We start from the raw sequence: 26,743 nt of genomic DNA, 5'->3' as shown, positions 1-26,743 counted from the left end.
TCAGCGCGAGCGGCGCTTGAGTCGCTCGAGGTCGAGGATGATGACCGAGCGCGGCTCGAGGCGCAGCCAGCCGCGCGACGCGAAGTCGGCGAGCGCCTTGTTGACGGTCTCGCGCGAGGCGCCGACGAGCTGCGCCAGCTCCTCCTGCGTGAGGTCGTGGTTGACGTGGATGCCGTCGTCGGCCTCGCGGCCGAAGCGCGCGGCGAGGTCGAGCAGCGCCTTGGAGACGCGGCCGGGGACGTCGGAGAAGACGAGGTCGCCGACGACCTCGTTGGTGCGGCGCAGGCGGCCGGCGAGCTGGTTGAGCAGCGCGTAGGCCACGTCGGGGTGCGACTGGAGCACCGGGTTGAGCGCGCCGTGGCCGAGGCTGCGCAGCTCGGTGTCGGTGACGGCGGTGGCCGTGGCCGAGCGCGGGCCGGGATCGAAGAACGACAGCTCGCCGAACATCTGGCCCGGGCCCAGGATCGCGATGAGGTTCTCGCGGCCGTCGACCGAGCGACGACCGAGCTTGATCTTGCCCTCGATGACGACGTAGAGCTGATCGCCCTCGTCGCCCTCGGCGAACAGGACCTCGCCACGGCGCAGGGTCACCGTGGACATGGAGGACTCGAGCGCGCCGGAGGCGTCGTCGTCGAGGCCGTTGAACAGAGGGGCTTGGCGCAGAACTTCATCGGTCACAGCGCTAGTTTCCCACATGCAACCCAGATCACACCCACCTTGGGCCCGTGCGTGTGTGAAGAGTCCGGATACGGTGTTAACGTGCCAGCCGATTCGACGCCCCCGACAACACGTCCGGCGACGTCCCTCGTGCGGCGCGCACGCAAGATCAACCGGGTGCTCGCGCAGACCTATCCCGACGCCCGGTGCGAGCTCGACTTCGCCGATCCGTTCCAGCTGCTCGTCGCCACGGTGCTCTCGGCGCAGACCACCGACCGCCGCGTCAACGCGATCACGCCCACCCTCTTCGCCGCCTATCCCGACGCCGCCGCCCTGGCCGCGGCCGACCGCACCGCTGTCGAGGAGATCATCCGGCCCACCGGCTTCTTCCGCGCCAAGACCGACAGCGTCCTGCGCCTGTCGGCCGCCCTCGTCGAGGACTTCGGCGGCGAGGTGCCGGGCCGGTTGAAGGACCTCGTGAGCCTGCCCGGCGTCGGTCGCAAGACGGCCAACGTCGTCCTGGGCAACGCGTTCGACGTCCCCGGCATCACCGTGGACACCCACTTCGCGCGCCTCGTGAAGCGCTGGGAGTGGGTGGACGAGGCCACCGCCAAGGATCCCGTCAAGACCGAGCACGCCGTCGGCGACCTGTTCCCGAAGAAGGACTGGACGATGCTGTGCCACCACGTGATCTGGCACGGCCGCCGTCGCTGCCACGCGCGCACGCCCGCGTGCGGTGCGTGCCCCGTGGCGCAGTGGTGCCCCTCGTACGGCCTCGGGCCCACCGATCCCGAGGTCGCTCAGGCCCTCGTCACCACTCAGGGGCCGGCATGAAGGAGACCGCCGCGCTGCCCGAGTGGCTGCACCCGCTGGCCGAGATGCTGGACTCGGTGGAGGCCGAGCACCTCGCGCCCCGCTTCCCGCACCCGCCGGCCGAGGCTCGCCCGGCGGCCGTGCTGATGCTCTTCTCCGACGGCGAGCACGGCCGCGAGCTGCTGCTCACCGAGCGCGCCGCCACGCTGCGCAGCCACGCGCGGCAGATCTCGTTCCCCGGCGGCCGCCAGGACGCGACCGACCGCGACGCGGTCCACACCGCGCTGCGCGAGGCCGAGGAGGAGGTCGGGCTCGACCCCCGCGAGGTGATCGTCTTCGGCAGCCTGCCCACGCTGTGGCTGCCGCCGAGCAACCACGCCGTGACGCCCGTGCTGGGCTACTGGACCAGCCCGCGCACCCTGCACGCGCACAGCCCCGACGAGGTCGAGCGCGTGCTGCCCACCCCGCTCGAGCTGCTGCTCGACCCCGAGCGCCGCTTCAGCGTCGTGCACCCCTCGGGCTGGACGGGGCCCGCCTTCGACATCGGCACGAACGTCCCGCTGTGGGGCTTCACCGCCGGCATCATCGCCCGCCTGTTCGAGCGCCTCGGGTGGGAACGCCCGTGGGACGCCTCCCGGACCCGACCCATCCCGGAGTGAGCATGAACTGGCTCGACATCGTCCTGGTCGTGACGTTCATCGTCTACGCCTACGCGGGGTGGGTGCACGGCTTCGTGTCCAACGTGTTCTCCGGCGGCGGTCTGCTGCTGGGCTTCCTGCTCGGCATCGCGCTCGCACCCCAGTTCTTCGCCCAGGACGAGGGCGACCCGCTGAAGGCCGTCATGTCGATCGTCTTCGTCTTCGTCATCGCGGGCCTCGGCAACTTCCTCGGGACCCTGATCGGGCGGTCGCTGCGGATCGGCCGCGGTCCCGGGCGCGCGATCGACGCCGTGTTCGGCGCCGCCTTCGGCACCGTGGTCGTGATGGCGGCCTCGTGGGCGCTGGGCTACGCGGTGAGCGCGTCCACGCTGCCCTACGTCAGCTCGGCCGTGCGCGACTCCACCGTGCTGGCGCGGGTCGACACCCTCATGCCCGAACGGGCCGGCGCGGCGCTGCGGTCGTTCACCGACACGCTCACCGGCGACGTGTTCCCGCGGTACCTCGACCCGTTCGAGACCGAGATCATCCCGCAGACGGATCCGCCGGACCAGGCCACGCTCGCCCTGGAGTCGGTCCGCGACGCGCGCGGGAGCGTCGTGCGGATCCTCGGCGAGGCCGAGTGCCGTCGCACGATCGAGGGCTCGGGCTTCGTCATCGCGCCCGAGCGGGTCATGACGAACGCCCACGTGATCGCCGGCGTCTCGCGACCCACCGTCACGCTCGGCGACCGACGCCTCGACGCGCGTCCCGTGTGGTTCGACACCGAGCTCGACCTGGCGGTCGTCGACGTGCCGGGCCTCGACGGCGACCCGCTGCGCTTCGACACCGGCGCGCAGCAGGGCGACCCCGCCGCCGTCCTCGGCTTCCCCGAGAACGGCCCCTTCGACGCCCGCGCCGCCCGCGTGCGGGGCCGCCTCGACCTGCGCGGCCCCGACATCTACGGCCAGGGCCGCGTCTCGCGCGACGTCTTCTCGATCCGCTCGCTGGTGCGCTCGGGCAACTCCGGTGGCCCGCTGATCTCGGCCGACGGCGACGTCATCGGCGTGATCTTCGCGGCCTCGGTGTCCGACGCCGAGACCGGGTACGCGGTCACGGCCGCCGAGACCGTGCCCGTCGCCACCGCGGCGCTGCGCGCGAACCGCACCGTGTCCACGGGGAGCTGCGCCTGATGCGCACGCTGGCCGCCGCGCTGCTGTGGTGCGTCACGACCGTGGCCACGTTCGTCGCGATCGGCGCGGGCTGGAGCACCACCCACCTGCAGAGCGAGGACGGGTTCGTCGACCTCACCTCACACGTCGGCGACGACCGCGAGGTGCAGGAGAGAGCGGCGGACCTCGCGGGCGAGGCGTTCGCCGACCAGACGGGCCTGCCCATCGCCCTGCACGACCGCGTCGCCGCGGCCGTCGGCGATGCCATCCTCCGCCTGACCGAGTCGGCCGACTGGAGCGAGGCGTGGCGCGAGACCACGCGCAGCGCTCACCGCGAGCTCTTCGGCGAGCCGACCCCCACGTCGATCCGCGCCGACGTCGCGCCCCTCGTCGGGCTCGCCCTGGGCGAGGTCGACCTGCCGATCCCCCTGACCGGTCCGGACGAGTTGATGGTGACCCTCAGCGAGGAGGACCCGGGCGATCTCGTGGCCGCGGTCGAGCGGTCGCGTGGCCTCGCGGTGGTCGCCGTGGCCGTCGCGGTGGTCGCCGCGCTGCTGGCGCTCGTCGTGTCGCGTCGCCGCTCCACCACGCTCGCCACGCTGGGCATCGGCGTCATGCTCGCGGCCGCCGCCTGGTGGGTGATCGGCCGCGAGGGCGTGCCGCGCCTCGTGGAGCAGCAGTCCACCGGGACGGACTCCGCGCGCGAGCTGGGTCACGTGCTGACCGCACGCATCGTGGAGTCCCTCGACACCACCCTGCTGTGGGTGGCGGTCGGCGGAGCGGTGATCGCCGCGGTGGGGCTGGTCAGCTCCGCGCGACGGTCTTGACGCGGGTGCCGGCCGGACCGCCGGGCTTGAGCGCCGAGGGGATCTGGCGCGCGGTGCCGATCGACTTCTCGGGGACGCGCACCTTCTTGAAGCGGCTCCACGCGATCAGGACGAGCACCACGGCGAGCAGCAGGTAGAAGCCCGTCACGATCAGGAACGCCCACGCGGGGTGCAGCCCGGTCATCGTCAGGAAGTACGCGATGGTGACCGACCCGAGGATGAGCACCATCAGCAACAGGAACGCGGCGACGGCCACGAGCGCGATGCCCAGGCCACCCGCCTTCACGCTGACACGCAGCTCCGACTTCGCCAGCGCGATCTCGTGCTGGACGATCGAGGAGAGATCGCGGGTCACATCTGCGACGAGTCGTCCGATCGTGGGGTCGTCCGTGGGCTTCGTCATGGAGCGAGCGTACCCAAGTCGGGGCGCGGCAGCCCGTCGTGACCGCCGCACCCCCGACCCGGGGTCACTCCTGGTCGGCCGCCGGCTTCTTCAGGCCCGCCGTGATGAGGTCCATCACCGACGAGTCGGCGAGCGTGGTCGCGTCGCCGACCTCGCGGTTCTCGGCCACGTCGCGCAGCAGGCGACGCATGATCTTCCCGGAGCGCGTCTTGGGCAGCTCGGGCACGACCATGATCTGGCGCGGCTTGGCGATCGGGCCGATCTCCTTCGCCACGTGGTTGCGCAGCGTGGTGATGTGCTCCTCGGTGGACTCGGCGGCCGACTCGCGCAGGATCACGAACGCCACGACCGCCTGGCCCGTGGTGTCGTCGGTGGCGCCGACCACGGCCGCCTCGGCGACGGTGGGGTGCGAGACCAGCGCGGACTCGATCTCGGTGGTGGACAGGCGGTGGCCCGAGACGTTCATGACGTCGTCCACACGGCCCAGCAGCCAGATCGCGCCGTCGGAGTCCTTCTTGGCGCCGTCGCCGGCGAAGTACATGTCCTTGAAGCGCGACCAGTAGGTGTCCTTGAAGCGCTGGTCGTCGCCCCAGATCGTGCGCAGCATCGACGGCCATGGCTCGGTCAGCACGAGGTAGCCGCCCTCGCCGTTGCCCACCGGCTGGCCCTCGTCGTTGACGACCTCGGCGCTGATGCCCGGCAGCGGGCCCATGGCCGAGCCCGGCTTCGCGGTGGTGACGCCCGGCAGCGGGCTGAGCATGTGCGCGCCCGTCTCGGTCTGCCACCACGTGTCGACGATCGGGGTGCGGTCGCCGCCGATGGTCGTGCGGTACCAGACGTAGGCCTCGGGGTTGATGGACTCGCCGACCGATCCCAGGATGCGCAGCGTCGACAGGTCGTACTGCGCGGGGATGTCGTCGCCCCACTTCATGAACGTGCGGATCGCGGTGGGCGCGGTGTAGAAGAGCGTGACCTTCTTGTCCTGGATGATCTCCCACCAGCGGCCCTTGTGCGGGCTGTCGGGCGTGCCCTCGTAGAGCACCTGCGTGGCGCCCTCGGCCGTGGGGCCGTAGACGATGTACGAGTGGCCGGTGACCCAGCCGACGTCGGCGGTGCACCAGAACACGTCGGTGTCTCGCTTGTGGTCGAAGACCGCGTTGAACGTGTAGGCGCATTGCGTGAGGTAGCCGCCGCTGGTGTGCAGGATGCCCTTCGGCTTGCCGGTGGTGCCCGACGTGTACATGACGTAGAGCGGGTGCTCGGCGTCGAACGCCTCGGGCGTGTGGTCGGTCGAGGACTCGTCGACCAGCTCGTCCCACCAGACGTCGATGTCCTGGTCGAAGGCGACCTCCTGGCCCGTGCGGCGCACGACCAGCACGTTCTCGACCGGGCTCCTGTCGCCGAGCTTGGCGATGGCCTCGTCGACGGCGGGCTTGAGCGCCGAGGGGTTGCCGCGGCGGTAGCCGCCGTCGGCGGTGATGACGAGCTTGGCCTCGCAGTCCTCCACGCGGCTGGCGAGGGCGTCGGAGCTGAAGCCGCCGAAGACGACGGTGTGCGGGGCGCCCAGGCGCGCGCAGGCCAGCATCGCGATGACGGCCTCGGGGATCATCGGCAGGTAGATCGCGACGCGGTCGCCGGCCTCGATGCCGAGCTCGGTGATCGCGTTGGCGGCCTTGCTGACCTCGTCCTTGAGCTGGGAGTACGTGATGTCGCGGGTGTCGCCGGGCTCGCCGACGAAGTGGAAGGCCACCTTGTCGCCGCGGCCCTCCTCCACGTGGCGGTCGACGCAGTTGTAGGCGACGTTCAGCTTGCCGCCGACGAACCACTTCGCGAACGGCGGGTTGGACCAGTCGAGCACCTCGGTGAACGGGGTGTCCCAGGTCAGGCGCTCGGCCTGCTCGGCCCAGAAGCCGAGCCGGTCGGAGGCGGCGCGGTCGTAGGCCTCGGCGGTGACGTTGGCGTTCGCCGCCAGGTCGGACGGCGGCTCGAAGGTGCGGTCCTCGTTCGCGAGGTTGTCGATGCCGGTCTGAGTCACGGGTGGGCCTCCTGGCGCAGGTTCGGGGGTGTCGCAGGTCACAACTGGTGACGACTTTACGGTGCCCCATCGACTCGGGTGTGCGCCAGCGCACACCGACGAGCGGCGGCTGCGCTGCGACGAACGGCGCGCGGGTGACCGATTCCCCGGTTACCTGGGTTCGCTGTCACCGACCGGGGATCGCACACCCCGGGAAGTGACCAGGAACCCACGTAACCGGGGAAACCGTCAGTCGAGCCAGCGGCTCAGCTCGGCCGCGAGGCCGTCGTCCTCGACGGTGCCGGTGACGTCGTCGGCGACCTGCTTGAGCTCGTCGGGCGCCTGGCCCATCGCGACGCCGCGGCCGGCCCAGCGGACCATCTCGACGTCGTTGCTGCCGTCGCCCACGGCGAGCACGTCGGCCGCCGTGAGGCCCATCGACGCGCAGACGACCTCGAGGCCCGAGGCCTTCGAGACGCCCTCGGGCGCGAGGTCGAGCCACGCGGTGTAGCCGATGTAGTAGTTGGTGCCGTCGAGGCCGAGGTCCTCCACGAGCGAGGAGAACTCGTCGCGGTCGTGGTCGGGCGCGCGGACCACGACACGGGTGACGGGCTGCGAGACCATCCGGTTGACCTCGTCGAGGATGATCTCGCCGGTGATCTCGCCCTTCGGGAACGCGCGGTTCACGCGGTAGCCGACGCCAACCTCCTCCACCGCGACGAGCGCCTCGGGCACCCGCTCGAGCACGCGCTTGACCGCCTCGCTGGCGTCGAACGTGGTGGTGTGGACGACCTCGAACGGGTCGACGTTGAAGACGACCGAGCCGTTGCTGGCCACGCCGAGGCCCTCGCGGAAGCCGAGCTTCTCCAGCACGTCGTACACGCCCGGCACGGCGCGGCCGGTGGCGATGACGACGGGGATCCCCTGCTCGCGCAGGCCCAGCACCGCGTCGCGCACGGCGGGGCTCAGCGTGTTGCGGTGGTCGACGATCGTGCCGTCGACGTCGAGCGCGACGAGCCGGGGACGCCAGCTCACGCCGAGGCCTGACCGAGGGGTCGCAGCACTTCGCCGAGGTACGGGTGCAGCGCGGCCGGGAGGCGGACCGAGCCGTCCTCCTGCTGGCCGTTCTCGAGCAGCGCGACGATCGTGCGCGTCATGGCGCACAGCGTGCCGTTGAGGGTGGCCACGTGGCTCGTGCCCTCGTCCGCGGTGCCGCGGGTGCGGACGTCGAGGCGGCGGGCCTGGAACTCGGTGCAGTTCGAGGCCGAGGAGAGCTCGCGGTACTTGCCCTGGGTGGGGATCCACGCCTCGCAGTCGAACTTGCGCACCGCCGACAGGCCGAGGTCGCCCGCGGCCACGTCGATGACGCGGAACGGCAGCTCGAGCTTCTGCAGCCAGGCCTTCTCCCAGCCCAGCAGGCGCTCGTGCTCGGCGGCGGCCTGGTCGAGCGTCGTGTAGACGAACATCTCGACCTTGTCGAACCAGTGCACGCGGAAGATGCCGCGGGTGTCCTTGCCGTACGAGCCGGCCTCGCGGCGGAAGCACGGGCTGAAGGCGGCGTAGCGGCGCGGCAGCGACTCGGTGGGGAGGATCTCGCCGCCGTGGTAGGCCGCGAGCGGCACCTCGGACGTGCCCACGAGGTACAGGTCGTCCTTCTCCAGGTGGTAGACGTCGTCGGCCGCCTGGCCCAGGAACCCGGTGCCGTCCATCGCCTGCGGCTTGACCAGCGCGGGCGGGATCATCGGCGTGAAGCCCCACTCGGCGGCCGTCGACATCGCCAACTGGACCAGCGCGAGCTCGAGCTGGGCGCCCACGCCGGTGAGGTAGTAGAAGCGCGAGCCGCTGACCTTCGCCCCCCGCTCCATGTCGATCGCGCCCAGCATCTCGCCGAGCTCGAGGTGGTCGCGCGGCTCGAAGCCCTCGGCCGCGAAGTCGCGCGGCGTGCCGACCTCCTCGAGCACGACGAAGTCGTCCTCGCCGCCGGGAGGGGCGTCGACCGTGGGGTTCGGGAGGGTCTTGAGCAGCTCCTCGAACGCCTGGGCGGTGGCGCCCTGCGCGGCCTCGGAGGTCTTGACCTCGGCGCTGAGCTCCTTCGTCCGGGCGAGCAGCGCCTGCTTCTCCTCGCCCTGCGCCTTCGGGATCTGCTTGCCGAGCTGCTTCTGCTCCGAGCGCACCGCCTCGAAGCGCACGATGGCGGCGCGGCGGGCCTCGTCGGCCGCGATCAGCTCGTCGATCACCTCGGGGGACTCGCCGCGACGCTCCTGAGCGGCACGCAGCAGGTCGGGTTCGTCACGCAACAGTCGAGGATCGATCACCCCGCCAGCCTAGCGAGGCGTGACCGGCCGACGTGTCGCGGCGCGGTTACGCTGGGGCAGCCCCATCCCGGACGAGAGGACTGTTGTGACGATCGACCTGCGCCGTGCCGACGGTGACCGGCCGCTCATCCCGAACGCCCTCCTGGCGGTCGAGTGCGTCCTGTTCCTCACGTTGGCCGTGCTGGTGTCGATGCGCTGGCAGCCCCTGATGGACCTCGACCAGTCGGTCGCGCAGTGGGCGTACGACGTGTCCGAGCCGCGGGCCTGGCTCGTCAGCCTCCTCGACATCATCGCGATCGCGACCAGCAACTGGACCGTCGGTATCCTGCTCGCCGTCCTCGCGGGCCTGCTCTGGTGGCGTCAGGAGCGCATCCTCGCACTGTGGGTCGTCGCGTCCGGCGTGGCCGTGCTGGGCGGCAACGCCCTCATCAAGCTGGCGGTCCGCCGCGAGCGGCCGGTGTGGGACCTGCCGCTGCACGAGATCGGCGGCTACTCGTTCCCGAGCGGTCACTCGGCCGGCGCGGGACTGTTCTTCACCGTCATGGCCCTGCTGACGATCGTGGCCACCGGGCGCGGCCTGCGACGCCGGCTGCTGCTGACGCTGTGGGTCCTGCTCACGCTGGCCGTCGCAGCCGACCGCGTGTTCCTCGGCGTGCACTTCCTCAGCGACGTCACCGCGGGCGCGTGCTTCGGCAGTGCCGTGACGCTGATCCTGTGGCACGTCATGGTGCGCGGCAGCGGGCGCCTGCCGTCCGACCTCGCCGTCGTCACGGGCTCGGGCCGGCGCCGCGCCGCCGTGGTGCTCAACCCCGTCAAGGTCGGCGACATCGAGGACTTCAAGGCCAAGGTCCGCCAGGTCGGCGCCGCGCACGGCTGGGACGAGCCGCAGTGGTTCGAGACCACGATCGAGGACCCGGGTCACGGCCAGACCCGCGCCGCGCTGGACGCCGACGTCGACCTCGTGATCGCCGCGGGCGGCGACGGCACGGTGCGCGCGGTGTGCGAGGAGGCCACCCGCTCGGGCGTCGCCGTCGGCGTGCTGCCCCACGGCACCGGCAACCTGCTGGCGCGCAACCTCGACATCCCGGTGAACACCCGCGACGCGCTCGACGTGGTCTTCGGCGGCCAGGACCGCGCGATCGACCTCGCCACCTTCACCACCGACGGCGGCACCGAGACCTCGTTCCTCGTCATGGCGGGGCTGGGCATGGACGCGATGATCATGACCGGCGTCAACGAGGACCTGAAGAAGCGCGTCGGCTACCTCGCGTACTTCGTCTCGGGCGTCAAGGCCATCACCTTCCCGCGCACCAAGGTCGAGATCACGCTCGACGACGAGGAGCCGCGCCACTTCCGCGCGCGCACCGTCGTGATCGGCAACGTGGGCTTCCTGCAGGGCGGCATCCCCCTGCTGCCCGACGCGCAGATCGACGACGGCCTGCTCGACGTGGTCATCGTCGCGCCGAAGCGCTTCATCGGCTGGCTGTCGATCGTGGCCCGCGTCATCACGCGTCGCAAGACCAACGACGCACGCCTCACCCGGCTGTGCGCCCAGCGCGTGCACGTGAAGGCCGAGAAGCCCGTGCCGATGCAGCTCGACGGCGACCCCGCCGGCGAGGGCCGCGAGATCACCGCTGAGGTGCACCCCGGCGTGGTGCTCGTGCGCGTGCCGGCGACGCTGGCGCCGGTCGAGTAGCGCTCAGCTGCCGGGGACGATGGCGGTGATGACCGTGCCGTCGGCACGGCGACGACCCGAGACCGGCGGCGGCGTGCCGTCGATCTGCGGACCCTGACCCTCGAGCGGCACCACGACGGGCTCGCCCGGCTTCACGGTCACCGTGCGCTTGCGCACGAAGAACTGCGGGTTGACCACCCGGCCGCGCGCATCGGGCTGCTGGTCCTCGACGACGAGCTCGAGCTGGTCGCGGCGCACCGTGACGCGGACGCGCGTGCCGTGCACCGTGACGCGGTAGACCAGCTCGTGCCAGTCGTCGGGCAGGCGCGGGTCGATCGAGAAGTCGCCCTGGTGGTCGCGGAACCCGCCGAAGCCTCCGGCCAGCACGCTCCAGACACCGCCGGTGGACGCCACGTGGACGCCGTCGGTGGCGTTCTTGTGCCGGTCGGCGAGGTCGACGAACAGCGCGCCGAGGAAGTAGCGGTACGCGAGGTCGCGGTAGCCCACCTCGGCCGCGATGATCGACTGCACCACGGCCGAGAGCGTGGAGTCGCCCGTCGTGATCGGGTCGTAGTACTCGAAGTTCGCGCGCTTCTGCTCCGCCGTGAAGTGGTTGCCCTGCAGGTAGAGCGCCAGCACGACGTCGGCCTGCTTGATCACCTGGAAGCGGTAGATCACCAGCGGGTGGTAGTTCAGCAGCAGCGGTCGCTTGTCCAGCGGCGTGTGGTCGAGGTCCCAGACCTCGCGCTCGAGGAAGTGCTGGTCCTGCGGGTGCACGCCGAGCGCCTCGTCGTAGGGGATCGCCATGTTGCGGGCGGCGCGCTCCCAGTCGGTGATCTCGTGCTCCTGGAGCGCGAGACGCGTGACCATCCGGCGGTGGGCGTCCGGGGCGCGCTTCTCGAGGCGCTTCACCGCGAGCGCGGCGGCGCCGAGGTTGAACCGCGCCATGACGTTCGTGAACAGGTTGTCGTTCACGACGGTCGTGTACTCGTCGGGTCCGGTGACGCCGTGGATGTGGAACGTGCCCACCTCCTCGTCACGCCAGAAGCCCAGGTCGACCCACATCCGTGCGGTCTCGACGAGGATGTCGATGCCCTGGCGGATCATGAAGTCCTCGTCGTCCGTGGCGAGGTAGTACTGGGTCACGGCATACGCGATGTCCGCGTCGATGTGGTACTGCGCGGTGCCCGCGGCGTAGAAGGCCGAGGCCTCCTCGCCGTTGATCGTGCGCCACGGGAACAGCGCCCCCGACTGCGACATCTCGCGGGCGCGCTTGCGGCCGGCCTCGAGCAGGCTGTGTCGGAACCGCAGGGCGTTCCGGGCGTGGTCGGGGTTCGTGTACGTCAGGAACGGGAGGACGTAGACCTCGGTGTCCCAAAAGTAGTGCCCGCTGTAGCCCGAGCCGGTGACACCCTTGGCGGGGATGCCGGCGCCCTCGGCGCGCGCGCTGGCCTGCGCGACCTGGAACAGGTTCCAGCGGATCGCCTGCTGGATGCTGGTGTGCCCGGGCACCTCGACGTCGGAGCGCTTCCAGAACTCGGTCAGCCATGCGGCCTGCGCCTCGCGCTGGTGGGCGACGCCCTCGACGCACGCCCGGTCGAGCGTGCGGCGGCAGCGGTCGACGAGCTCGCGCACCGGGACGCCGCGCGACGTGTGGTACGAGACCAGCTTCGTCAGGCGGACCTTCTGGCCGGGCTCGGCGTTGACGCGGTAGGTCACCTTCGCGAGGTCGTCCTCGACCTGCACGCGGGTCGTGTACTCGTTGTCGGTCTCCAGGATGTGCTCGGCCGCCACGGCCAGGGTCATGCCGCTGTCGGCGCAGCGGAAGCCCAGCTCGACGCGGCCCTGCTCGGCGTCGCCCCACTGGTGCTTGGGCTCGAGCACGCGGCGGTCGAAGCCGTCGGACTTGCGGGGGTCGTGTCCCTCGCCCATCGCCTTGGAACGGACGTGGTACTCGTCCTCGCCGTCCTGACGGTTGAGGATCTGCGACGAGATCGCGATCGGCGCGTGGTCGTCGACCATCGTGACCTCGAACTCGAGCACCGCGAGGTGGCGCTCGGCGAACGAGACCATGCGGGTGGCCAGCACGCGCACGAGCTTGTTCGAGGGCGTGCGCCACAGGATCTCGCGGCGCAGGACGCCGTCGCGGAAGTCGAGCGAGCGCTCGTACTCGAGCAGGTCGGCCACGCTCAGCAGCAGCGGCTCGTCGTCGACGTAGAGGCGGATCACCTTCGCGTCGGGCGCGTTGACGATCGTCTGGCCCACGCGGGCGAAGCCGTAGGCCTCCTCGGCGTGGTGGATCCGCCACGTCTCGTGGAAGCCGTTGATGAACGTGCCGTGGGTGTGGGAGTCGCGGCCCTCGGTGACGTTGCCGCGCATGCCCAGATAGCCGTTGCCGACCGCGAACAGCGTCTCGGTGACGCCGAGGTCCGTCTGGTCGGGATGCGTCTCCACCAGCCGCCAGGGATCCGCGGGCCAGCGGTCCCGGTCGAGGAAGTCCTCCGCCAGGGGCGCCTCGTGCGAGCTCACGCCGTCACCCCCGTGTGAAGGCGAAGGTACGGGGACGCCGGCATGAGTGCCTCATGGCTCGCTCGCTGTCGCTCGCTCACGGGACCAGCTCCGCGAGGTCGGAGACGACGACGTCCGCGCCGTTCTCGCGCAGGACGTCGGCGCCCGCACCGCGGTCGACGCCGACCACGAGGCCGAAGTCGCCCGCCGCGCCGGCCTGGACGCCCGAGACGGCGTCCTCCAGCACGACGGAGCGCTGCGTCGGCACGCCGAGGCGCTCGGCCGCGGCGGCGTACGTGTCGGGCTTCGGCTTGCCCGCGATCTGCTCGGTCGCGGCGACCTCGCCGTCGATGATCACCTCGAAGCGCTCGGTCAGCCCCGCGGCCTCGAGCACGAGCTTCGCGTTGCGCGAACTGGAGACCAGCGCGGCCTTCACGCCGCGCTCCTCCAGCGCGTCGAGCAGCCGCACCGAGCCGGGGTACGCCTCGACACCCTCGGTGCGCAGCACCTCGGAGAAGTAGTCGTTCTTGCGGTTGCCCAGCGCGCAGACGGTCTCGGCGGCGGGATCGTCCGACGGGTCGCCGTACGGCAGGTCGATGCCGCGGGACTCCAGGAACGACCGGACGCCCTCGTAGCGCGGCTTGCCGTCGACGTACGCGAAGTAGTCGGCGTCGGTGTAGGGGTCGGCGTCGGGGTGGCCGGCCAGGAAGTCCGTGAACATCCGGCCCCAGGCCATCTCGTGGACCTCGGCGGTGGGCGTGATCACTCCGTCGAGGTCGAACAACGCGGCGTCGTAGTCGTTCCAGTCCACGCAATCAGCCTAGGGGCTCGGTGCCGGTGACACCGAACCCCGTGACGGACGGCACGTCGATCCGACGTCGTCTCAGCGAATGGTGACCTGACGGCTGACCAGGTCGCGGCGGGCGGTGCGCTCGGCGGCGGACAGCTCGGCGGTCTGCGCCTTCGCCTCGTCGAGCGTCGCGACGAACGCCGGCAGGGCGGCGTCGAGCTCGTCGGCGCCGACGCCCTCGAGCTCCCAGACCGGGACCAGCAGGCCGTGCGCGCGGAAGATGCCGATGAGGGTCGTGCCCTCCGTGATCGCGTCGGTGTCGGCGGCGCGCAGCCGCGCGAACGCGTCGAGCAGCGGGCCCTCCTCGTCGAGCATGATCCAGCGCAGGTACGCGTGGTCGCCCATGTCGGTGACGTAGGCCGAGTCGGTGGCGGTCAGACGCGTGGTGGGCGCGACGGTGGCGTTGGCCTCCTCGAGCGCGGCCGCGGCGGCGGACGAGCCGCGGTCCTCCTCGACGAGCCACCAGTCGAAGCCGTCGTGCAGCTCCAGCTCGAACGAGGCGTCGGGCGCGATGAGGTCCTGCAGGCGGTCGCCGACGCCGGGAGGGGTCATGCGGATCGGGGTGCCGGGCTCGGTGTCCCGCGCCACCTCGATGACGTGCGCGAGATCGCGGCTGATGTCGCCGTGGTTGTGCAGCACCTGGAGGGCCACCCAGATCTCGCCGTCAGGACGGACGAGGCCCGCGCCGGCGCCGGGGAGCAGCGAGCAGACGCGGACGCTGCCGCCGTCGCGCAGGCCCACCACGGCGGTGGCCGACGGGACGAACTCGCGCATCGCGACCCAGTCGCCCTCGGCGGGGAGTCCTTCGAAGGTGCGCGCCACGAACGGCATGCGCTGCTTGGCCGGCTTGGTACGCCTCGACTTCTTGCCCATGGCCGACACGGTATCCGTCGGGCTCCGACGGCGGTCGCTCAGGCCAGCGTGAGCTCGGCACGCACGCACGTGCCTTCGCTGAGGTCGACCGACCACTTGTCGGCGACCCGGCTGATGATCGAGAGGCCGCGGCCGCCGAGGGAGTCCTCGTCGAACGGGCGCGGCACCATGTCGACGCCGTGGCCCGAGTCGCGGACGCTGAGCAGCAGGTGCCCCTCCTCGATGGCCCAGCCGATCTCCATCGTGCCGTCCTGGTCGGGGGTGCCGTGTGCGACGGCGTTGGCGATCATCTCGCTCAGCACGATCAGCGCGTTGTCGATGGCGGCGAGATCGGTGCGGTTCCGGGTGAGGAAGGCCGCGAGCTTCGTCCTGGCGATGCCCGGGGTGGAGGACTCGAAGGGCAGTCGCACGACGTCGCGGCTCTGCACCATGTGTCCTCCTCTCCGGCAGCGGGTCGGTCGATCCGCACCTGCCACGGGGCGCGCCGATGGGCGCCACGCGGCGATGACTAGTAACAATTAACCATTCAACTCTCGCGGTTTCAAGACCCCACAGGAGGTCCCCCGTCCCATGAGTGACTCCGGCCTGCCCCAGGTGTCCGTGTCCGAGGTGCCCGAGCCCCTGCCCGAGGACTGGGTGGTGCTGGACGTCCGCGAGCCCTTCGAGTGGGAGGCGGGGCACATCGCCGGCGCCGTGCACATCCCGCTGGGGCAGCTGCCGCTCGAGGTGGAGCGGCTGGACCCGCAGCGCCCGGTGCTGGTGGTCTGCCACCTCGGGCAGCGCTCGGCGCACGCGACGGCCTGGCTGACCTCGCTGGGCCATCACGCGGTGAACCTCGAGGGCGGGATGGACGCGTGGGAGGCCGCCGGGCGGCCGGTGGTGTCGTAGCGGCTCAGCGTCCCCAGACGCCCGGATCGCCCGGGTAGGACGGCGCGTTCGGCGGCACGAGCGCCTGCGGTGGCACCGGGGCGGCGGGCTGGACCGGGGCGGCGGGAGCCGGTGCGTGGTCGGCCGGGCCGGGGACGTAGGGCGGCGGGGGCACGACGACGTAGGCGGGAGCCGGCGCCGGGAGGGGCGGCCGGCGACGCTGGAGTCCGCGGCGCCGCGCCGAGAGCTCGACGAGGCCCCAGAAGACCAGGCACATGACCGTGGACGGGACGACCTCGTTCCACATGCCCGCGCCCTCGCCGCTGGAGTCGATGAGGCCGAGCACGTCGAGGGTCAGCAGCACCATGTTGTTCGCGACGTGCAGTGCGACCGCGGCCTCGAGGCCGCCGGTGCGGATGGTGATGAGGGCCGCCACGACGCCGAAGAGGAAGACCGAGACCAGGCCCCAGAAGTTGTAGAGGTGCCCGGCCGCGAACAGCAGGCTGGTGGCGATCACCGGGACGGCCGCGAAGCGCGTCCACGAGCCGATCAGCTGGAGCAGCGCGCCGCGGAACACGTACTCCTCGGCCGCGGCCTGGAACGGCACCACGAGCAGGACGACCAGCAGCACGAGCAGCGCCCGCCCGCCGGGGGCGTCGAAGCCGAGCGACTCGCCCGACGCGGCGGCGAGGACGATCGAGAGCCCCAGCGCGGTGCCGACGACGGCGAAGGCCAGGACCGTGCACCGGCCCAGCCAGCCCCAGCGCAGGTGCCCCGCCACGGAGTGCAGGTAGCCGACGTGGCGGCGCCAGACGACCGCGACGGACAGCAGGACGCACGGCAGCATCAGGACGATCGAGACCAGCTGGAACAGCAGGGCGCCCGGGTCGTCGGTGGAGATGTCGTCGCTCATCGAGTCGAGCCACGCGTCGAAGCTGGCGCCGCTGCCCACCACGACCAGCGCGGTGACGATGACCAGGACGACCGTGAGGGCGGCGTAGACCCCGGTGCCGGCGACGGCCGCGACCGGAAGGCGCCAGTGGGCGAAGTCGGGGGACTCGCGGGCGAGCCGGTGGTACGGCGTCGAGGTCGTCATCGCCGCATCCTCACACACACGCACGACGCCCCCGGCCCTGTGTCCACAGGGGCGGGGGCGTCGGAACGCGCAAGGAATTTACTTCGCGGACTTGGCGGCAGCCTTGAGGCGCGAGCCGGCGCTGACCTTCACGCCCTTGCCGGCGGGGATGTCGATGGTCTCACCAGTGGCGGGGTTGCGACCCGTGCGGGCGGCGCGCTCGACGAGCTCGACCGAGAGAACACCCGGGATCGAGATCTTCTCGCCCTTGGCGACCGAGTCGATGACGAGCTCGGCGAAGGCGGTGACGAACTCGTCGACGTCCTTCTTGGTGCTGCCGGTCTTGTTGGCCAGCTCGGCCACGAGATCGTTGCGGGAAAGTGCCACGATTCTGCTCCTGAAATGGATGAAATGGGTACGCGTGCAGTCTAGGGATCACGCGAAGGGGTCCGCCTCCCGGGGGCCCCCGGCGTGTCGCGAGATTTCAGGGCCAATCGGGTGCAGGGAGGTCCACGAGGGCCTCGATCGCGGCGAGGTAGGTCGCCCGCGGGACCTCGCGGACGCCCAGCGTCGCCAGGTGCGGGGTCTGCCACTGGGTGTCGATCAGCCAGTCCGGCAGGACCGACATCTGCTCGACCAGCCCGACCAGCGCGGCCTTCGAGGCGTCGGTGCGGCGGTGGAACATGGATTCGCCTGCGAACAGAGCGCCGATCCCGACTCCGTAGAGCCCGCCGACCAGACGTCCCTGCTCGTCGCGGGTCTCGATGCTGTGCGCGTGGCCGAGCTCGAAGAGCCGCACGTAGGCGTGGCGGATCGAGGCGTCGATCCAGGCTCCCGGGCGGCGCGGGTCGGCGCACGCGTCGATGACGGCCTCGAAGTCGGTGTCGACGGTGATCGCGAACGATCGCAGCGACCGCCGCAGCGACCGTGAGACCTTCAGGTCGCCCGGGCCGAGCACGCCGCGCTCCGTCGGCGACCACCACAGCAGCCGGCGGCGGTCGGGCATCGGGAACGCGCCGCGGCGGTACGCCTCGTAAAGGGTGGAGGGTTCGAGGTCGGCGCCGGAGGCGATGCAGTCGTCGTCGGGCCACTCCGCGGGCTCGAACGCCCAGGGCGAGGGCGGCAGGGGGACCGGCGTCATGCGTCCAGCATGGAGGCCAGGTGGTGCTCGACCGCGCTGCCCCACTCGGCGACCTCGGCGGCGGTCGCGGTGAGCAGGGCCCGGTGCCACGTGACGGCCCGGTTCACCGCGTGCGTGAAGCCGGTGGCGCGCCAGAGGCGGTCGAACTCCTCGGGCTCGACCTCCCAGACCTCGCGCCACGCGGGGACGACGTCGGCCCAGGCCACGTCGTCGGACGACGTGACCACGCCGTACGGGACGCAGAGCAGCTCGACCGCGTGGGCCCACATGCCGTCGCCGAGGTCGAACAGGCTCACGTGGCCGTCAGTGCCGTAGAGGTTCCACGGGTGCAGGTCGCCGTGCTGCCACGTGGACGGCACGGCGGACTCCGCGAGCTCGGCACACGCGTCCACGAGCTCGGACCGCCGCGAGCGCAGCGCCTCGATCGTGCCGGGCGCGACGTGCGGGCCCTCCTCGGCCGGCACCTGCTCGTGGATCTCGAGCATGCGGTCGAAGCGGTCGACGACGGTCTCCGGAGCGGCGTCGGGCAGGCCGGTGGCCAGCAGCTCCTCGCGGTGGTCGACGAGCGCGCGCTGGACCCGCGCGGCCTCGGCGACGGCGAGCCGCCAGTCCTGCACGGTGGGCGTGCGCCGGTCGCCGACCGTGGGGCCGTGGTCGCGGGTGAGCATCCAGCCCTGCTCGGCGTCGATCGCGAGTGGTTCCTGGACGGCGCCGGGCACGAGCCTGGCCATCTCCTGCTGCAGCGCCGGCTCGAACGCCATGGCCGGGCACGTGGCCTTGAACCAGACGAGGCCGGCGTCGGTCGGCACGGTGAGCTGCGTCGACCAGGCGCGGATGCGGGGCTGCTCGATCGGGCCTGTCACCTCGATGCCGTGACGCCCGAGCGCCTCCGCCGTCCACTCCTCGGCGAGGGCGCGCCACTGCGGCGTCGCCACCAGCGTCGAGAACGGCTCCTGCGCCATGGGCCCACCCTAGGGGGCCCGAGGCCGCTGCGCGTGCGGCGAACGAGCGCATTCGCGCCGTCTTCCTATGCTTGCGGCATGGGAATGAAGGACCGGATCGCGAAGGAGGCGGGCACCCGGGTGGTGCCCTCCGTGGCCTCGGGCTACGTCCGCACGGTCCTCGACAAGGCCATCGACGGCATCGGGCCGCTGCGCCCCGTCGTCGAGACGGCCGGGGCCAAGCTGGCCGCGAACGCCGGTGACGTCGAGAAGGCCGTCGCCGCGCTCGTCCGCTCCCACACGAGCCTCGCGGGCCTCCAGGGGTTCGTCACGAACCTCGGCGGCGTCGCGCTGGCGCCCGCCACCGTCCCGGCCAACGTCGTCGGCGTCACGATCGTGCAGTGCCACCTCGTCGCGAGCATCGCGCACCTGCGCGGCTACGACATCGAGGACCCGCGCGTGCGCAACGCCGTGCTCGCGGTGATGCTCGGCGAGGACACCGTCAAGGAGATGATCAAGAAGCGCACGCTGCCGTCGTCCCCGATGGCGCTCGCGACCTCCCCGGTGCACGACCCGGTGCTCGACGACCGCATCGCCAAGGAGGTCACCGGCGAGCTGGTCGGCCGCACGATCGGCCGCCGCGCGCTGATGCTCGCCGGCAAGAAGATCCCGCTGCTCGGCGGCGCCGTCGGCGCCGGTGCCGACGGATTCGGCACCTGGCAGGTCGGCCGCTACGCGCAGTCCGAGCTCAAGGACCGCCGCCTCCGTCGCCGCTGACGCGGGTCTCGATACGCCGCTCGCTCCGCTCGCGTGCTACTCGACCGGCGATCGAGTAGCAGGGCGAGGAACGAGCCCGCGTATCGAGATCAGGCGAGGGCGCGGACGACGGCCGAGGGGCTCTCGCGGCCGAGGACCTCGGCCATCCGCACGCTGGCGCGGACGAGGGCCGGCAGGTCGACGCCGTGCTCGATGCCCAGGCCGGTGAGCATCCAGACGAGGTCCTCCGTGGCGAGGTTGCCCGTCGCGCTCTCGGCGTAGGGGCAGCCACCCAGGCCGCCGGCGGACGCGTCGAACGTGGTGATCCCGCAGCGCAGCGCGGCGAGGGCGTTCGCGAGCGCCTGCCCGTAGGTGTCGTGGAAGTGCATCGCGAGCCGGTCGGCCGGCACGCCCGCGTCGGCGAAGTCGCCGACGAGCCGGGCCACGTGGGCTGCGGTGCCGACGCCGATGGTGTCGCCGATCGAGAGCTGGGTGGCCCCGAGGTCGAGCAGACGTCGTCCCACCCCCACGACCTGGGCGGGGTCGACGGCGCCCTCCCACGGGTCGCCGAAGCACATCGAGACGTAGGCGCGCACGTCGACGCCGGCGTCGAGCGCGCGGCGGACCACCGGCTCGAACATCGCGAACTGGCCCTCGACCGAGCTGTTGAGGTTCTTTGCGGCGAAGGTCTCGGTGGCGCTGGCGAAGATCGCGATGTGCCGCACCCCGGACTCCAGGGCGCGGTCGAGCCCGCGCTCGTTCGGCACGAGGACGGGCAGCGGCACGCGGCCTGCCAGGGGGAGTCGCGCGACGACCTCGGCGGCGTCGGCGAGCTGGGGAACCCACCTCGGGTGCACGAAGCTGGTGGCCTCGACGACCGGCAGTCCCGCGGCCACGAGGTCCTCGATGAACGCGACCTTGGCGTCGACCGGGACGATCCCGGACTCGTTCTGCAGGCCGTCGCGCGGTCCGACCTCGTAGATCGTGACGCGCGCGGGCAGGCTGGGGTCGCGCTCGACCATCGGCAGTGCCATCAGTCCTCCTGCGCCTCGACGTGGAACAGCAGGTCGCCCATCTTCACCTGGCGCCCGACCGTGGCGGCCACCTCGGTGACGACGCCCGCGTGTGCGGCGGTGAGCGCCAGCTCCATCTTCATGGCCTCGACCGCTCCGAGTCGCTGGCCGGCCTTGACGCGCTGGCCCGTCTCGACCTCGACGGCGATCACGGTGCCGGGCATCGGCGCGGTCACCTCGGCGTCGCCGGCGTGCAGGGTGCGCGGGCGACGGGTGCCGTCGGGCCGCTCGAAGACGTGGGTCTCGCCCTCGATCGCCACCCACACGCGGGTGCCGTCGGTGGTGGTCGGGACGACCTGGTCGGACGGGGTGCGGACCTCGTGGCGGACGCCCTCCTCGTCGACGACGGGCAGCACGAGCGGCGCGGCGGGACCGGCGACACGCCAGCCGTCGTCGGGCGTGGGCCACAGCAGGCGGGCCGCCGCGGCGGCCGCCCGCTCGGGCACCTCGGGCGGCGCGAGCAGGTCCTCGGGCTCGGCGTCGAGCCAGCCCGTGTCCATCGCGGCGGCGCGGAACGTGACGGAGTCGACGATCCGGCGCAGGAAGCCGACGTTCGAGCGGATGCCGAAGACCGCGGTCGCGTCGAGCGCCTCGACCATCGCGTCGACGGCCTCGTCGCGGTCGTCGCCGACCGTGACGATCTTCGCGATCATCGGGTCGAACGACGAGCTGACGTCGGCGCCGTCGAAGTCCTCGATGACCGACTCGATGCGGGCACCGGGCCACCAGACCTCGCGGATCCGCCCGGCCTGCGGGAGGAAGCCGGCGTAGGGATCCTCGGCGTAGACGCGCACCTCGACGGCGTGGCCGACCTCGACGACGTCCTCCTGCTCCAGCGGCAGCGGCTCGCCCGCGGCGACCGCCAGCTGCCAGTGGACGAGGTCGGTGCCGGTGACCTCCTCCGTGACGGGGTGCTCCACCTGCAGGCGCGTGTTCATCTCCAGGAAGTAGGCCTCGTCGCCGTGCACGAGGTACTCCACCGTGCCCGCGTTGACGTAGCCGACCTCGCGGCACAGGGCCACGGCGGCGGAGCGGATCCGCTCGCGCACGTCCGGGTCGAGGCCCGGCGCGGGGGCCTCCTCGACGACCTTCTGGTGCCGGCGCTGGACCGAGCAGTCGCGGTCGAGCAGGTGCACCACGTGGCCGTGCCGGTCGCCGAAGACCTGCACCTCCACGTGACGACCGCCCTCGACGAACCGCTCGATCAGCAGCGTGTCGTCACCGAACGCGGCGCGCGCCTCGCGGGCCGCGGTGGCGAGCGCGTCGGCGAGCTGCTCGGGACGCCGGACGACGTGCATGCCCTTGCCGCCGCCCCCGGCAGCCGCCTTCACCAGGACCGGGTAGGCGTCGGCGGGCACCGCGTCGGGCTCGTAGCGCGGCATGACCGGCACCCCGGCGCGCTCCGCGACCTCGCGGGCGCGGTCCTTGCGGCCCATGAGCTCGATGACGTCGGCGTCGGGGCCGACGAACACCAGGCCGGCCTCGACGACGGCCCGCGCGAACGCGGCGTTCTCGGACAGGAAGCCGTAGCCGGCGTGCACGGCGGTCGCGCCGGCCTTGCGCGCGGCCTCGACGATCGCGGCGACGTCGAGGTACGCCGGCACCTCGACCGCCTCGTCGGCGAGCGCGAGGTGCGCGGTGTCGCCGGGGACGTGCACCGCGATCCCGCGAATGCCGAGCTCACGGCAGGCCCGCAGCACGCGGGCGGCGATCTCGCCGCGGTTGGCGACGAGCACGGAGTCCAGGGCCATGTCACTCACATCCGGAAGACGCCGAAATTCGGCGAGGGAACGGGGGCGTGCGCCGCGGCGGCGAGGCCGAGCGCGAGGACGCGGCGGGTGTCGACGGGGTCGATGATCCCGTCGTCCCACAGCCGCGCGGTCGAGTAGTAGGGCGAGCCCTGCGTCTCGTACTGGTCGCGGATCGGCGCCTTGAACGCCTCCTCGGCCTCGGGCGACTCGAAGTCGCCGCGCACGGTGGCCAGCACCGACGCGGCCTGCTCGCCGCCCATCACCGAGATCCGAGCGTTCGGCCACATCCACAGGAAGCGCGGGTCGTAGGCGCGGCCGCACATGCCGTAGTTGCCGGCGCCGAACGAGCCGCCGATGACGACCGTGAACTTCGGGACGACGCTCGAGGCGACGGCCGTGACGAGCTTGGCGCCGTCCTTGGCGATGCCGCCGTTCTCGTACTCCTTGCCGACCATGAACCCGGTGATGTTCTGCAGGAACACCAGCGGGATGCCGCGCTGGTTGGCCAGCTCGATGAAGTGCGCGCCCTTGAGCGCCGACTCGCTGAACAGGATGCCGTTGTTGGCGATGATCGCGACGGGCCAGCCGTCGATGTGCGCGAACCCGCAGACCAGCGTGTCGCCGTAGAGGGGCTTGAACTCGTGCAGTCGCGAGTCGTCGACGATGCGGCTGATGACCTCGCGGACGTCGTACGGCGTGCGCGAGTCGACGGGGACGACGTCGTAGAGGCCGTCGGGGTCTTCGCGCGGCGGGAGCGCCTCGCGCCGGGTGATCGTGGGCTCCTGCGGACGCGCGAAGGTGTCGACGATCGAGCGGACCAGCTGCAGCGCGTGGTCGTCGTCGTCGGCCAGGTGGTCGACGACGCCCGAGACCTTGGCGTGGACCTCACCACCGCCGAGCTCCTCGGCCGTGACGACCTCGCCCGTCGCGGCCTTCACCAGCGGCGGGCCGCCGAGGAAGATCGTGCCCTGGTCGCGCACGATCACGGTCTCGTCGCTCATGGCGGGCACATAGGCGCCGCCGGCGGTGCACGAGCCGAGGACTGCCGCGACCTGCGGGATGCCGCGCGACGACATCTGCGCCTGGTGGAAGAAGATCCGGCCGAAGTGGTCGCGGTCGGGGAAGACCTCGTCCTGCATCGGCAGGAACGCGCCGCCGGAGTCGACGAGGTAGAGGCACGGCAGGTGGTTGTCAGCCGCGATCGTCTGCGCGCGCAGGTGCTTCTTCACCGTGAGCGGGTAGTACGTGCCGCCCTTGACGGTGGCGTCGTTCGCCACGATCACGCAGTCGCGACCCGAGACGCGGCCGATGCCGGTGATGATGCCGGCGCTCGGGACGGCGTACGGGTCGTCGCCGTACATCCCGTAGGCGGCCAGCGCGCCGACCTCGAGGAAGGGCGATCCGGGGTCGAGCAGCCGGTCGACCCGGTCGCGCGGCAGCAGCTTGCCGCGGCCGACGTGGCGGTCGCGGGCCTTCTCCGAGCCGCCCAGGCGTGCGGTCGCGGTGCGCTCCCGCAGCTCGGCGACGAGCTCTCGCATGTTCACGGCTCGAAGGTTAACACTCATTAACCTGCGCTGCTATGCTCCTACCGTGAGCCGGCGCGAGCAGATCCTCGAGACCGCGGCCGGCCTGTTCGCCGAGCGCGGCTACCACGGCGTCTCGGTCAACGACATCGGCGAGGCCTGCGGCATCTCCGGTCCGGCGCTCTACAAGCACTTCGCCGGCAAGGAGGACCTGCTGGCGCAGTCGCTGACCTCGATCAGCGAGCGCCTGCTGTCGGAGGGCCGTCGCCGCCGGGCCGAGGCACCCGATGCCTCCGCCGCGCTCGACGCCCTCGTCGCCTGGCACGTCGAGTTCGCCCTGACGCACCCGGCGCTCATCGTGATCCAGGACCGCGAGTGGTCGAACCTGCCCGAGCAGGCGCAGGTCGCGGTGCGCGAGCTGCAGCTGGCCTACATCGACGCGTGGGTCGAGACCCTGCGCGAGCTGCGGCCCGACCTCGACCGCGGCACGGCGCGCGCCGCGACCCAGGCCGTGTTCGGCCTGATCAACTCCACGCCGCACTCGGCGCGGATCAGCTCGGACTCGATGGCACGACTGCTGGCGACGATGGCGCGGGACGCGCTCCTGGCCTCCGGAGCGTGACCGTCGCGACCGCGACGCCCACCATCATCACGACGCCGCCCACCCACTCGAGCGTGCTGGGCACCTCGCCCAGCGCCGCCCACGCCGACGCGACGCCCACCGGCGGCACCAGCAGGATGTAGGGCACCACGCTGGCCGCCGGGTAGGTCGCCATGAGGCGGTTGAAGATCGTGTAGCCCACCAGTGACGCCAGCACGACCGTGTAGAGCGTGCTGGCCCAGGCGGCGATCCCGAAGCCGGCGAGGGCGTCGCCGATCTCGGCGGGCCCCTCGAACAGCAGCGACATCGCCAGGCAGGGCAGCGGCACGACGAGCGCCGACCAGACCACGAGCGACAGGCCCGACGGCACCTTGGCCGCTCGGGCGATGACGTTGCCGATCGCCCACGAGAGCGCCGCGCCGACGGTGACGAGCAGCGGCACGAGCGGCGCGTCCTGGTGGAAGCCCCACGCGACGATCGCGAGGCCGGCGGTGCCGATGGTGGCACCGATCGCCTGGCGGTGCGACGCGCGCTCGCCCAGCACGGCAGCGGCGATGAGGATCGTGAAGATGACCTGGGCCTGCAGTACGAGGGCCGCCAGGCCGGCGGGCATCCCGATCGCCATCGCCAGGTACAGCAGGCCGAACTGGCCCAGGCTCATGAACAGGCCGACGCCGAGGACCGAGCGCAGCGGCGCCTGCGGCCGGGCGACGAAGAACACGAGCGGGAACGCGACGAGGGTGAACCGGATCGCGAGGAAGAGGAAGGGCGGCACGTCCTGCAGGCCGACGTGGATGGCCACGAAGTTGCAGCCCCACAGCACCGCGACGAGCACCGCGAGAAGACTGTCGCGTCGGGTCACCGGACCATGCTCGCAGGGCCCCCTGCGCCGCACAGCGGAAGGGCCCGCCACATTCCGTCGAGATCGCGCCACGGGGGCGCCTCCGTCAGAGCGGCAGCGAGATCACCGCCGGCACCGGGGTGCCCGCAGCGAGGAGGTCGAGCACGTCGCGCTCGTGCGGGACGAACGGCTCGGGCAGCGCCGACAGCGGGTACCAGCCCATGTCGGAGGCCTTGTCGGCCTCGCGCAGCTCGGCATCGCCGCCCCACTGCGTGACCTCGAAGAAGACGTCGATCCGCTGCTCCACCTGCGGACCGCCGCGCTCGAAGCGGTGGATCGAGGTGAGCGGACGGAGGTCGTCGGGCGCGATCGAGACGCCGGCCTCCTCCTCGGCCTCGCGGACGGCGGCCTCGTGCACGGACTCACCGGGGTCGACGTGGCCCGCGATGACGGCCCAGTAGCCGTCGCGGTAGCCCGTCCCGTGCCGCCGCTGCACGAACACCTCGTCGCCGCGGCGCAGCACCACGTAGGCGGCCGCGACGAGCAGCGAGCGGGAGTCGGCGTGGTCGTCCAGCGGGTAGTGCTCGGTCATCGCGCCAGTGTGTCACTCACGGCCGACACCGCTCGCGGTAGAAGTCCTCGAGGGAGGCGCGCACGTCGTCCGCGAGGTCCAAGGTGAAGTAGGCGTGCTCGATCTCGGCGGTCCTCACGCGCACGCCGAAGCGCGAGCCGACCTTGTCCTCGGCCACCACGTGCGGGTCGCAGCGCCCCATGACGACGTCGAGCCGCAGCCGCTGGGGACGGTCGAGCGGCAGCTCGACCTCGGTGGGCGTGGCGGGACCGAACGCGAAGCGCAGGGTCGGCGCGAAGCCGAGCAGCACGACGTCGTTCGGTCCGCGCGGCTCGAGGTCCAGCGGCGCCGACCACGTGTCGCCGGTGACCTCGGGCGAGCCGACCGTGACCGTCGTGGCGTCGGCGAACGCCTGCTCGCCGCAGTCCCCGTCGACGAGGTCGCGCAGCACGCCGTACGGATCGGCCACGGGGATCTCCGAGCGCCGCTCCTCGTCGCCGTACCGGTAGGTGAAGTCCGCGACCGCCTCCAGCTCCTCCCCGTCGGGGCACGTGCCGGACGGCGGATCGACGTCGATGCCGGTGCCGAACCCGGGCCCGATCTCCTCCTCGCCGTCCCAGTCGACGGCCTCGGACCAGCGGTTCGACTCCAGTCGCATCGCCGAGATCGTGATCTCGCGCCGCGTGTCGTTGCGGATCGCGACCGCGATGTCACGCGTCAGCCGCTTGCCGCGGTACTGCATCACCTGGGCGGTGAAGCCGTCCGGCGGATCGCTCGGCTCGGGCGCGCCGGAGCACCCGGCCGCCACCAGGAGGGCTGCGACGAGCGCGATCCGACCCCGCATGGGCCGAGTGTAGGTCC

At 72.0% G+C, this 26,743-nt stretch carries 27 protein-coding genes; 8 read left to right on the top strand and 19 right to left on the bottom strand.

From position 1 onward, the window contains the following. Complete coding sequence (locus ACK99Q_RS04680; RefSeq protein ID WP_410185065.1) at positions 1 to 696, bottom strand: Crp/Fnr family transcriptional regulator; 696 nt, start codon at positions 694 to 696, stop codon at positions 1 to 3. Between the two features lie 63 nt (positions 697 to 759). On the opposite strand from ACK99Q_RS04680, the gene nth reads away from it, so the two are divergent. Genes nth through ACK99Q_RS04660 form a run of 4 tightly spaced genes read left to right on the top strand, consistent with a single transcriptional unit; the run spans position 760 to position 4,104 of the window. Beyond that, positions 760 to 1,491 (top strand): endonuclease III, encoded by a 732-nt coding sequence (nth, locus tag ACK99Q_RS04675; RefSeq protein ID WP_410185064.1) that lies wholly within the window; start codon positions 760 to 762, stop codon positions 1,489 to 1,491. Continuing rightward, positions 1,488 to 2,129: an NUDIX hydrolase gene (locus tag ACK99Q_RS04670; protein ID WP_410185063.1), complete on the top strand. Its 642-nt coding sequence runs from the start codon at positions 1,488 to 1,490 to the stop codon at positions 2,127 to 2,129. Before nth ends, ACK99Q_RS04670 begins: the two co-directional genes overlap by 4 nt. Positions 2,130 to 2,131: 2 nt before the next feature. Further along, on the top strand, positions 2,132 to 3,298 hold the full coding sequence (locus ACK99Q_RS04665) for a MarP family serine protease (RefSeq protein WP_410185062.1): 1,167 nt from the start codon (positions 2,132 to 2,134) through the stop codon (positions 3,296 to 3,298). Beyond that, positions 3,298 to 4,104, top strand: coding sequence for a hypothetical protein (locus tag ACK99Q_RS04660; protein ID WP_410185061.1), 807 nt, complete (start codon positions 3,298 to 3,300; stop codon positions 4,102 to 4,104). Before ACK99Q_RS04665 ends, ACK99Q_RS04660 begins: the two co-directional genes overlap by 1 nt. Here ACK99Q_RS04660 and ACK99Q_RS04655 read toward each other — a convergent pair. From ACK99Q_RS04655 to serS, 4 genes are all read right to left on the bottom strand, one after another. Next, positions 4,082 to 4,507: a phage holin family protein gene (locus ACK99Q_RS04655; protein ID WP_410185060.1), complete on the bottom strand. Its 426-nt coding sequence runs from the start codon at positions 4,505 to 4,507 to the stop codon at positions 4,082 to 4,084. The genes ACK99Q_RS04660 and ACK99Q_RS04655 overlap by 23 nt on opposite strands. 64 nt (positions 4,508 to 4,571) lie before the next feature. Next, entirely contained in the window at positions 4,572 to 6,542 is a 1,971-nt protein-coding gene (gene acs, locus ACK99Q_RS04650) for an acetate--CoA ligase (RefSeq protein ID WP_410185059.1), read from the bottom strand. Positions 6,543 to 6,770: 228 nt separating this feature from the next. Beyond that, positions 6,771 to 7,556: an HAD family hydrolase gene (locus tag ACK99Q_RS04645; RefSeq protein ID WP_410185058.1), complete on the bottom strand. Its 786-nt coding sequence runs from the start codon at positions 7,554 to 7,556 to the stop codon at positions 6,771 to 6,773. Next, positions 7,553 to 8,836 (bottom strand): serine--tRNA ligase, encoded by a 1,284-nt coding sequence (serS, locus tag ACK99Q_RS04640; RefSeq protein WP_410185057.1) that lies wholly within the window; start codon positions 8,834 to 8,836, stop codon positions 7,553 to 7,555. The genes ACK99Q_RS04645 and serS overlap by 4 nt, the downstream gene beginning before the upstream one ends. Before the next feature lie 85 nt (positions 8,837 to 8,921). Here serS and ACK99Q_RS04635 point away from each other — a divergent pair, with 85 nt between their 5' ends. Continuing rightward, positions 8,922 to 10,532, top strand: a complete 1,611-nt coding sequence (locus ACK99Q_RS04635; protein ID WP_410185056.1) for a YegS/Rv2252/BmrU family lipid kinase — start codon at positions 8,922 to 8,924, stop codon at positions 10,530 to 10,532. 3 nt (positions 10,533 to 10,535) lie between these two features. Here the strand turns inward: ACK99Q_RS04635 and ACK99Q_RS04630 are convergent, their stop codons facing one another. From ACK99Q_RS04630 to ACK99Q_RS04615, 4 genes are all read right to left on the bottom strand, one after another. Next, a complete protein-coding gene (locus tag ACK99Q_RS04630; RefSeq protein ID WP_410185055.1) occupies positions 10,536 to 13,040 on the bottom strand; it encodes a glycoside hydrolase family 65 protein in 2,505 nt (834 codons plus the stop codon). A 76-nt stretch (positions 13,041 to 13,116) separates the two neighbouring features. After that, complete coding sequence (locus ACK99Q_RS04625) at positions 13,117 to 13,830, bottom strand: HAD family hydrolase (protein ID WP_410185054.1); 714 nt, start codon at positions 13,828 to 13,830, stop codon at positions 13,117 to 13,119. 72 nt (positions 13,831 to 13,902) lie between these two features. Beyond that, entirely contained in the window at positions 13,903 to 14,742 is an 840-nt protein-coding gene (locus ACK99Q_RS04620; RefSeq protein WP_410185053.1) for a DUF5926 family protein, read from the bottom strand. A 38-nt stretch (positions 14,743 to 14,780) separates the two neighbouring features. Continuing rightward, positions 14,781 to 15,173, bottom strand: a complete 393-nt coding sequence (locus ACK99Q_RS04615) for an ATP-binding protein (RefSeq protein ID WP_410185052.1) — start codon at positions 15,171 to 15,173, stop codon at positions 14,781 to 14,783. A 139-nt stretch (positions 15,174 to 15,312) separates the two neighbouring features. Here ACK99Q_RS04615 and ACK99Q_RS04610 point away from each other — a divergent pair, with 139 nt between their 5' ends. Beyond that, positions 15,313 to 15,630, top strand: a complete 318-nt coding sequence (locus ACK99Q_RS04610) for a rhodanese-like domain-containing protein (RefSeq protein ID WP_410185051.1) — start codon at positions 15,313 to 15,315, stop codon at positions 15,628 to 15,630. A 4-nt stretch (positions 15,631 to 15,634) separates the two neighbouring features. Here ACK99Q_RS04610 and ACK99Q_RS04605 read toward each other — a convergent pair whose 3' ends face one another. From ACK99Q_RS04605 to ACK99Q_RS04590, 4 genes are all read right to left on the bottom strand, one after another. Then, positions 15,635 to 16,705 (bottom strand): CPBP family intramembrane glutamic endopeptidase, encoded by a 1,071-nt coding sequence (locus ACK99Q_RS04605; protein ID WP_410185050.1) that lies wholly within the window; start codon positions 16,703 to 16,705, stop codon positions 15,635 to 15,637. 78 nt (positions 16,706 to 16,783) lie between these two features. Beyond that, positions 16,784 to 17,071 (bottom strand): HU family DNA-binding protein, encoded by a 288-nt coding sequence (locus tag ACK99Q_RS04600; RefSeq protein WP_179427488.1) that lies wholly within the window; start codon positions 17,069 to 17,071, stop codon positions 16,784 to 16,786. Positions 17,072 to 17,168: 97 nt separating this feature from the next. Continuing rightward, positions 17,169 to 17,825: a leucyl/phenylalanyl-tRNA--protein transferase gene (aat, locus tag ACK99Q_RS04595; protein WP_410185049.1), complete on the bottom strand. Its 657-nt coding sequence runs from the start codon at positions 17,823 to 17,825 to the stop codon at positions 17,169 to 17,171. Further along, entirely contained in the window at positions 17,822 to 18,787 is a 966-nt protein-coding gene (locus ACK99Q_RS04590; RefSeq protein ID WP_410185048.1) for a phosphotransferase, read from the bottom strand. Before ACK99Q_RS04590 ends, aat begins: the two co-directional genes overlap by 4 nt. 78 nt (positions 18,788 to 18,865) lie before the next feature. Here ACK99Q_RS04590 and ACK99Q_RS04585 point away from each other — a divergent pair, with 78 nt between their 5' ends. Continuing rightward, positions 18,866 to 19,543, top strand: coding sequence for an EcsC family protein (locus ACK99Q_RS04585; RefSeq protein ID WP_410185047.1), 678 nt, complete (start codon positions 18,866 to 18,868; stop codon positions 19,541 to 19,543). A gap of 89 nt (positions 19,544 to 19,632) precedes the next feature. Here ACK99Q_RS04585 and ACK99Q_RS04580 read toward each other — a convergent pair whose 3' ends face one another. The 3 genes from ACK99Q_RS04580 to ACK99Q_RS04570 are packed head-to-tail and all read right to left on the bottom strand — an operon-like array spanning position 19,633 to position 23,884. After that, positions 19,633 to 20,556 carry a hydroxymethylglutaryl-CoA lyase gene (locus tag ACK99Q_RS04580; protein ID WP_410185046.1) on the bottom strand — a complete coding sequence of 308 codons (924 nt, stop codon included), beginning with the start codon at positions 20,554 to 20,556 and terminating at the stop codon, positions 19,633 to 19,635. Beyond that, a complete protein-coding gene (locus tag ACK99Q_RS04575; protein WP_410185045.1) occupies positions 20,556 to 22,346 on the bottom strand; it encodes a biotin carboxylase N-terminal domain-containing protein in 1,791 nt (596 codons plus the stop codon). Before ACK99Q_RS04575 ends, ACK99Q_RS04580 begins: the two co-directional genes overlap by 1 nt. 5 nt (positions 22,347 to 22,351) lie before the next feature. Then, positions 22,352 to 23,884, bottom strand: a complete 1,533-nt coding sequence (locus ACK99Q_RS04570) for a carboxyl transferase domain-containing protein (RefSeq protein ID WP_410186060.1) — start codon at positions 23,882 to 23,884, stop codon at positions 22,352 to 22,354. A 52-nt stretch (positions 23,885 to 23,936) separates the two neighbouring features. Between ACK99Q_RS04570 and ACK99Q_RS04565 the strand changes: the two genes are divergently transcribed. Continuing rightward, positions 23,937 to 24,491 carry a TetR/AcrR family transcriptional regulator gene (locus ACK99Q_RS04565; RefSeq protein ID WP_410185044.1) on the top strand — a complete coding sequence of 185 codons (555 nt, stop codon included), beginning with the start codon at positions 23,937 to 23,939 and terminating at the stop codon, positions 24,489 to 24,491. Here the strand turns inward: ACK99Q_RS04565 and ACK99Q_RS04560 are convergent. From ACK99Q_RS04560 to ACK99Q_RS04550, 3 genes are all read right to left on the bottom strand, one after another. After that, complete coding sequence (locus tag ACK99Q_RS04560) at positions 24,421 to 25,332, bottom strand: EamA family transporter (protein ID WP_410185043.1); 912 nt, start codon at positions 25,330 to 25,332, stop codon at positions 24,421 to 24,423. The two genes, ACK99Q_RS04565 and ACK99Q_RS04560, sit on opposite strands and share 71 nt — an antisense overlap. Positions 25,333 to 25,417: 85 nt before the next feature. After that, positions 25,418 to 25,903 (bottom strand): NUDIX domain-containing protein, encoded by a 486-nt coding sequence (locus tag ACK99Q_RS04555; RefSeq protein ID WP_410185042.1) that lies wholly within the window; start codon positions 25,901 to 25,903, stop codon positions 25,418 to 25,420. Between the two features lie 16 nt (positions 25,904 to 25,919). Beyond that, on the bottom strand, positions 25,920 to 26,726 hold the full coding sequence (locus tag ACK99Q_RS04550) for a hypothetical protein (RefSeq protein WP_410185041.1): 807 nt from the start codon (positions 26,724 to 26,726) through the stop codon (positions 25,920 to 25,922). Between the last annotated feature and the right edge of the window lie 17 nt (positions 26,727 to 26,743).

This window comes from Aeromicrobium sp. MLTX1, assembly GCF_046452335.1.
Taxonomy (GTDB): Bacteria; Actinomycetota; Actinomycetes; order Propionibacteriales; family Nocardioidaceae; genus Aeromicrobium.
This window is presented reverse-complemented; position numbering and strand designations above follow the sequence as displayed.

Bases quoted from the DNA above. Each gene is read 5' to 3' on its own strand.
- ACK99Q_RS04680 (WP_410185065.1), bottom strand. From the start codon at position 696: ATGTGGGAAACTAGCGCTGTGACCGATGAAGTTCTGCGCCAAGCCCCT.
- ACK99Q_RS04670 (WP_410185063.1), top strand. From the start codon at position 1,488: ATGAAGGAGACCGCCGCGCTGCCCGAGTGGCTGCACCCGCTGGCCGAG.
- ACK99Q_RS04665 (WP_410185062.1), top strand. From the start codon at position 2,132: ATGAACTGGCTCGACATCGTCCTGGTCGTGACGTTCATCGTCTACGCC.
- ACK99Q_RS04660 (WP_410185061.1), top strand. From the start codon at position 3,298: ATGCGCACGCTGGCCGCCGCGCTGCTGTGGTGCGTCACGACCGTGGCC.
- ACK99Q_RS04655 (WP_410185060.1), bottom strand. From the start codon at position 4,507: ATGACGAAGCCCACGGACGACCCCACGATCGGACGACTCGTCGCAGAT.
- ACK99Q_RS04620 (WP_410185053.1), bottom strand. From the start codon at position 14,742: ATGGGCAAGAAGTCGAGGCGTACCAAGCCGGCCAAGCAGCGCATGCCG.
- ACK99Q_RS04615 (WP_410185052.1), bottom strand. From the start codon at position 15,173: ATGGTGCAGAGCCGCGACGTCGTGCGACTGCCCTTCGAGTCCTCCACC.
- ACK99Q_RS04610 (WP_410185051.1), top strand. From the start codon at position 15,313: ATGAGTGACTCCGGCCTGCCCCAGGTGTCCGTGTCCGAGGTGCCCGAG.
- ACK99Q_RS04605 (WP_410185050.1), bottom strand. From the start codon at position 16,705: ATGACGACCTCGACGCCGTACCACCGGCTCGCCCGCGAGTCCCCCGAC.
- aat (WP_410185049.1), bottom strand. From the start codon at position 17,825: ATGACGCCGGTCCCCCTGCCGCCCTCGCCCTGGGCGTTCGAGCCCGCG.
- ACK99Q_RS04590 (WP_410185048.1), bottom strand. From the start codon at position 18,787: ATGGCGCAGGAGCCGTTCTCGACGCTGGTGGCGACGCCGCAGTGGCGC.
- ACK99Q_RS04585 (WP_410185047.1), top strand. From the start codon at position 18,866: ATGGGAATGAAGGACCGGATCGCGAAGGAGGCGGGCACCCGGGTGGTG.
- ACK99Q_RS04580 (WP_410185046.1), bottom strand. From the start codon at position 20,556: ATGGCACTGCCGATGGTCGAGCGCGACCCCAGCCTGCCCGCGCGCGTC.
- ACK99Q_RS04575 (WP_410185045.1), bottom strand. From the start codon at position 22,346: ATGGCCCTGGACTCCGTGCTCGTCGCCAACCGCGGCGAGATCGCCGCC.
- ACK99Q_RS04570 (WP_410186060.1), bottom strand. From the start codon at position 23,884: ATGCGAGAGCTCGTCGCCGAGCTGCGGGAGCGCACCGCGACCGCACGC.
- ACK99Q_RS04555 (WP_410185042.1), bottom strand. From the start codon at position 25,903: ATGACCGAGCACTACCCGCTGGACGACCACGCCGACTCCCGCTCGCTG.
- ACK99Q_RS04550 (WP_410185041.1), bottom strand. From the start codon at position 26,726: ATGCGGGGTCGGATCGCGCTCGTCGCAGCCCTCCTGGTGGCGGCCGGG.